This is a genomic window from Candidatus Bathyarchaeota archaeon, assembly GCA_026014685.1.
GTDB lineage: Archaea > Thermoproteota > Bathyarchaeia > Bathyarchaeales > Bathycorpusculaceae > Bathycorpusculum.
Genome location: JAOZHW010000020.1, coordinates 1 through 5,340, shown reverse-complemented (window position 1 = coordinate 5,340; position 5,340 = coordinate 1). Strand labels below are relative to the sequence as shown.

Annotated in this window: 6 protein-coding genes; 4 read left to right on the top strand and 2 right to left on the bottom strand. The window is 50.6% G+C overall.

Annotated features, from left to right (window positions below; translation table 11 throughout):
• Positions 1-216 precede the first annotated feature (216 nt).
• Positions 217-1,497, top strand: coding sequence for a winged helix-turn-helix domain-containing protein (locus NWE96_11095; GenBank protein ID MCW3984518.1), 1,281 nt, complete (start codon positions 217-219; stop codon positions 1,495-1,497).
• On the opposite strand, the gene NWE96_11090 is transcribed toward NWE96_11095, so the two are convergent.
• On the bottom strand, positions 1,486-2,100 hold the full coding sequence (locus tag NWE96_11090; protein MCW3984517.1) for a class I SAM-dependent methyltransferase: 615 nt from the start codon (positions 2,098-2,100) through the stop codon (positions 1,486-1,488). The two genes, NWE96_11095 and NWE96_11090, sit on opposite strands and share 12 nt — an antisense overlap.
• Here NWE96_11090 and nucS point away from each other — a divergent pair, their 5' ends adjacent.
• The gene (gene nucS / locus NWE96_11085) at positions 2,101-2,889 is read left to right on the top strand and encodes an endonuclease NucS (protein MCW3984516.1); all 789 of its coding nucleotides are present in this window, start codon (positions 2,101-2,103) and stop codon (positions 2,887-2,889) included. It abuts the gene before it with no gap.
• A 68-nt stretch (positions 2,890-2,957) separates the two neighbouring features.
• On the opposite strand, the gene NWE96_11080 is transcribed toward nucS, so the two are convergent.
• On the bottom strand, positions 2,958-3,527 hold the full coding sequence (locus NWE96_11080) for an arginine decarboxylase, pyruvoyl-dependent (GenBank protein MCW3984515.1): 570 nt from the start codon (positions 3,525-3,527) through the stop codon (positions 2,958-2,960).
• Positions 3,528-3,683: 156 nt separating this feature from the next.
• Between NWE96_11080 and NWE96_11075 the strand changes: the two genes are divergently transcribed.
• Complete coding sequence (locus tag NWE96_11075) at positions 3,684-4,871, top strand: ORC1-type DNA replication protein (GenBank protein MCW3984514.1); 1,188 nt, start codon at positions 3,684-3,686, stop codon at positions 4,869-4,871.
• Complete coding sequence (locus NWE96_11070; protein ID MCW3984513.1) at positions 4,871-5,131, top strand: winged helix-turn-helix domain-containing protein; 261 nt, start codon at positions 4,871-4,873, stop codon at positions 5,129-5,131. The genes NWE96_11075 and NWE96_11070 overlap by 1 nt, the downstream gene beginning before the upstream one ends.
• The last annotated feature ends 209 nt before the right edge of the window (positions 5,132-5,340 follow it).

Sequence of the window (5,340 nt, the reverse complement as noted above, 5' to 3'; positions counted from 1 at the left end):
GAGGTTAAAACATGGAGGCCGCATCCACTCACACATTTTGTCTCTTTATATAAGGGAGGGGAGGTAGCTGCTGAGACGTCGCGTGATTTCCAGCTTTTGCGGATACGGATTCGTATGCACCCAAAAATAATGAAGTCTAGTCACCCCCGAGCAGAGTGCTTTCGGCAAGTTTTATACCCCAACATCCACAATACTGCTTTAGCGGCTGGTTAATGCATGGGAAACAGTGAAGAAGAAATCTACTCTATCATGTTCAAATCACTCAAGCATCCCGTTAGACGCCAAATCCTGCGCATCCTAAACGACAAGCCCCTCTCGTTTATGGAGATGGTGGAATTCGTCGGCGTATCCAGCTCGCATCTAACTTATCATCTTGAAAGCCTCGGCGAATTAATCACCAAAACCCCTGATGGACACTACCAGCTCTCCAGCTTCGGCAAAGCCACCGTCAGCGCCATGAAAGGCGTGCAGGAAGCCCCCGAACTCGCAACCAGACGCCCCAAAAAGTTGGCGCGCAAATGGAAAGCAGCCTTCGCCGCCCTGATGATTTTGGTGTTGCTTCTCTCAGGTTTCGGCGTCATCCAGTACCTTGAGTTGGCGCGGTTGGCAGAGGAACAGAGCAGCCTCGAAGCCGAGAATCAGCATCTGCTCTCATGGGGAATCGGCACAAGCAAAGTCGCTGACTTTCTACGCAACGTCACCCAGCTTGAAGCCAAACAATACAAAATCACCCTGCAAAGCAACACGTTGGAGTACCGAGAAGACTTTGACGTGGCTGAAGAAGTCCTAAAATACCGCCTCACAGCCTCATCGAGCAGTTTGGAGGCGAGTTTCCGCTTCAGAGAGAACCATCTAAGCCGCTACCAACTCACCACTCAAGCAGGCACACCAATCCTCACCGAAAACCCCTCAGGCAGCATACTGGAAGCCGCCCAAGCCGCCCTCAACCGATACAAAACTTACTCAGGCGACGCATACCTCGCCGAAATGAGCACCCTGCTTGCCTCAGTCAAACAAACAGGCGGAAACATCACAACTGTGGTTTCAGGCAACATGAAACTCCAAATCACCCATCAAGGTAGCGCAGCCGAGTTTCTCTGGATGTACACCGAGGGCGGCATCGACTTTTCAGCTAAAAGTCTGCGCATGACTTTCGACAAAGGCGTCCTCACAGCGTTAACAGACGGCTACTTCCTCTTCACAATCGGCAACACAGACCTAAACATAAACCAAAACCAAGCCCTCACAACCGCCAAAAACTACATAGCTGCCATGACTTGGACCATAAACGGCACCCAAACCAGCGACTTCAAAGCCCAAGAAACCGTCTCCGTGCAGCTTCTGCCTCATCCGCGCGACAACTCTGTGGCGCTAGTTCCATACTGGTACGTCGTGGTGCAGCTGGACAAGACCTATCCAGGCGGAATCAACCAAGCGGCAGTTGGAGTTTGGGCAGACACGGGCGAAGTGGCAGACGTGCAGCTACTAAGCCGTTAAAGTGGCGAGATAGCAGTTTATTGCCTCCTCATCAACAAACGCAGAGATGGACATTCCGCTGCCCTCAAGCAAATCCATGAATTCCTCAAGCCGAAACGCCTTCTTCAACCCAGTCACCACGATTTTGCCGCTGCCTTTGGCGACTCTTCTGAGTTCAAGGAGCGTTTGGGCTGGTTTAGGCATATTCTGAAGCACCGTAAACGCAAAAACCCCGCCGAAAACGCCCGCGCGAAACGGTAAATGGTCAGCGTCTGCCTGCAACACAAAAACATTCCCAAACACTTTCGCTTGCTCGTTGGCTTTCTTGAGCAAACCCAGCGAAACATCCACGCCCACAACTATTTTCGCTTTTGAGGCGACTTGACTAAAGAATAAACCTGAACCGCAACCCACATCCAAAACCGCATCATCCGCGACGTCAACATTTTCGAGAGCTTTTCGGTATTTCCGTTGTTGCTCTTCTGAGTAGCGTTCATCATAGATTTCTGCGGTTACGTTGTAGGCGTGCATGACTCTGCGCTTGCTTGTCCAAGCCATAGCGTGTGTTCCTTCAAGAATTCTTATGTACCCAAGCACAGCCATAAATACGTTAGCTGAACACACTTGCAGGCACCTAACAACAAAATCCTGGTCTTAACACATCCATCTTTGGCGGAAGCCGCCGCATTAATAGAGAAAGCCTTCAGCCAACGCAGAACACTCTTAGTCGCAGGAAACTGCCATGTGCATTACGCAGGCAGAGCCAATTCTACACTGAACTATGGCGAAAGGCTCTTGATCATTAAATCCGACGGTTCGCTGCTTGTGCATCGCCCAACTGGGTATGAACCCGTGAATTGGCAGCCCAGCGGCGCCGTTTTTCATGTGGAAATAAAAGACGGAAAACTGGACGTGCATGGGGTGCGCCAGAAACCCAGAGAAACCGTCAAAGTCACCTTCTCAGAAGTGCTGATGGTTTCAGCTATGAATTTGTTGGATAGCGGCGAGTTTCTGCTGCATGCCAGCGAAGACGACATGCACCGAGCGATTCTACTAAAACCCGAACTGCTCGAAGCAGGCTTTAAGCCGATTAGTTGGGAGAAACATGTGGAACCTGGGTTCGTGGATATCTACGGCGAAGACAAAGACGGCAAACTCGTCATCGTCGAAGTCAAACGCAAAACCGCATCCAAAGAAAACGTGCTGCAACTAGCAAAATACATCGAACCTATCAAAGCCAAAACGCACCGTCCCGTCCGCGCCATCCTCGCTGCCCCAAGTCTCGGCAAAGATGTACAGCGGCTGTTGGTGTCGATGGGGTTAGAGTTTAAGGCGGTGGACCCCAAAGAATGCGCGCTGGTCCTGCGTAAAGCAAGCAACTCAAAGCTCGAAGCTTTCTTCAAAGAAAAATAGCTGCAAAAGTCGTAAAATTTTAAAACATAAGAAACATGCAAGTTGAAAAACTTGCTAAACGATTTTTTTTATTCTTTTACGTTGTCGCCGTTTTCTGCTGGAACCAGTACTGCGGCTGCGACGGTGGTTGTCCAGAGTCCGTTTTTGTCGCCTGCTGCGGATTGGGTGGTGTTGTCGGTTTTGATGATTAAGCCTGTGGTTTTGAAGATTTTTTTGCGTTCGTCCCATGCGGTTTCGGGGTCAAACTGGATGCCCATGGTTGTGGCGAGCATGGTTGCTGCGAGGTCTTCGGCGTAGTCGCCTGCGGTTTCGTCTGTTTGGCCGAAGCTGTGGTGCTCGCTGAGGTATCCGTACTGGTTTTTGCCAGAGGGAATGGCGACGCCAACGCTGGATGCGACGAGGCGGTGGGGTTCGTTGGTTGCGTTGCGCGCGATGACTACGAAGGTGATTTCGCCTGGGTGGATCATTTTGAGACCTTTTTCGCGGCTGACGAGTTTGCAGCCTGGTGGGACGATGCTGGATACGCTGACTAGGTTGCACATTTGGATGCCTGCGTCTCGGAGTGCTAATTCAAAAGATTGGAGTTGTTCTTTGTGTTTGCCAACTCCTTTTGTGAAAAAGAAGTATTTCGGTATCATTTTGGTGTCGGAAAATATGGATTGGAGAATTCATTTATTAGCCTTTTGTTTACAAACTAAACTTTACCTATCTATATCCCAAATATCGAATGCATTCTTGGGGACTGAAAACATAATATTGCTCCAAACCAATACACCTTGCCAGAGGAAAAACCTGTGGCGCACCAAAGCGTATTCAAAGACGAATCCAAACTGGACATAAACTACATACCACAGAAGCTGCCGCACCGCGAAAAAGAACAACGCCTCCTCTTTGAATTCTTCAGCTTCATTCTACGCTGCCCAGAACGGATGGCACAACGCGTGATTTTAACTGGCGATGTTGGTACTGGGAAAACTGCGCTTGCTCAGCACTTCGGCTCAAACATGACTTCCGAAGCCAACAAACGCCGCATCAAATTCCGCTACGTACACGTGAACTGCCGAGAGTTCCGCGGGAGTCTTCAACCGATTCTGCATCGGGCGGTTGTGGCGTTTCGTCCGAATTATCCTGCGCGGGGTTACGGCGCCGAAGAAGTGCTCGCGGCGTTGATGCAGGTGCTCGATGAGGAGGAAGCTACTTTGATTTTGGCGCTCGACGAATTCGACAGTCTCATCGAAAAAGAGGGCTCCGACGCCGTTTACAAGTTGACCCGCCTGCAGGAGATGAGGCAGGGTAAACCGCAGCGGCTCTCATTCATCTTCATAATGCGTAACCTCGATGCCACAGCGCAACTTGACGAAAGCGCCAAAAGCACCCTGCAGCGCAGCATCATCAGCCTGACACGTTACGGCAAACCCGAGTTAAAAGACATCTTAAACGATCGTGTAGCGTTGGCTTTTGAGTTGGGCGCGGTCAGCGAGGACGTGGTGGATTTGGTTGCCGAGTTGGCTTATTCTGAAACGGGAAACGCACGTTTCGGTATCGAGTTACTTTGGCGGGCGGGGAAGTATGCGGATGCAGAGAACGCGGGAGCATTGGAGCCTGAATGTGTACGCTTGGCGATTTCCAGTATTGTGCCGAGTTTGCGGCGCAGCGAACTTGCATCGTTGGGTTTGCATGAACGCCTCTTTTTGTTGGCTGTGGCGCGGTACTTTAAAGAAAACGAAGAAGTCTACGCAGCACTCACGGAAATCGAGAAAACCTACGCGGTGCTCTGCGAGGAATACGGCGAAACTGCCAACAGCCACACGCAGCTTTGGAACTATGCACAGTACCTGACCAAGTTAGGTGTGCTGAGAACTGAGGTTGCTTCGGCGGAGACGCGGGGGCGCACGACGCGGGTTTCGCTGCCGACGATTCCAGCGGTGGAGCTGGAGCGGCAACTAAGCGACAGTTTAGCGCAGATGGAGAGAGATACATAGTGGAACTCGAAGAAGTCCTCTCATCTAAGCCTCGTATGAAAATTCTAAAACTAATCTACCAACTGGGGCAATTAAACGTCAGCGATGTGGCGCGGCGGATAAAAATGAATTATACCGCAACAGCAGAGCACCTAAAAATCCTCACAGGCGAAGGCGTCCTCGAAGAGCGGGTGTATGGGCGAGTGCACATGTACCGCTTGAGCGAAACCCCAAAAGCAAAAGCCATAGTAGGGCTGATTGAGGCATGGGAAAAACCCTGACTACCCAAGCGCGTATATTTGCGCGCTGATTAGCCGATTACGTTCTGTTTTTTGTTTGCTCTGGGGTGACTAGACTTCATTATTTTTGGGTGCATACGAATCCGTATCCGCAAAAGCTGGAAATCACGCGACGTCTCAGCAGCTACCTCCCCTCCCTTATATAAAGAGACAAAATGTGTGAGTGGATGCGGCCTCCATGTTTTAACCTC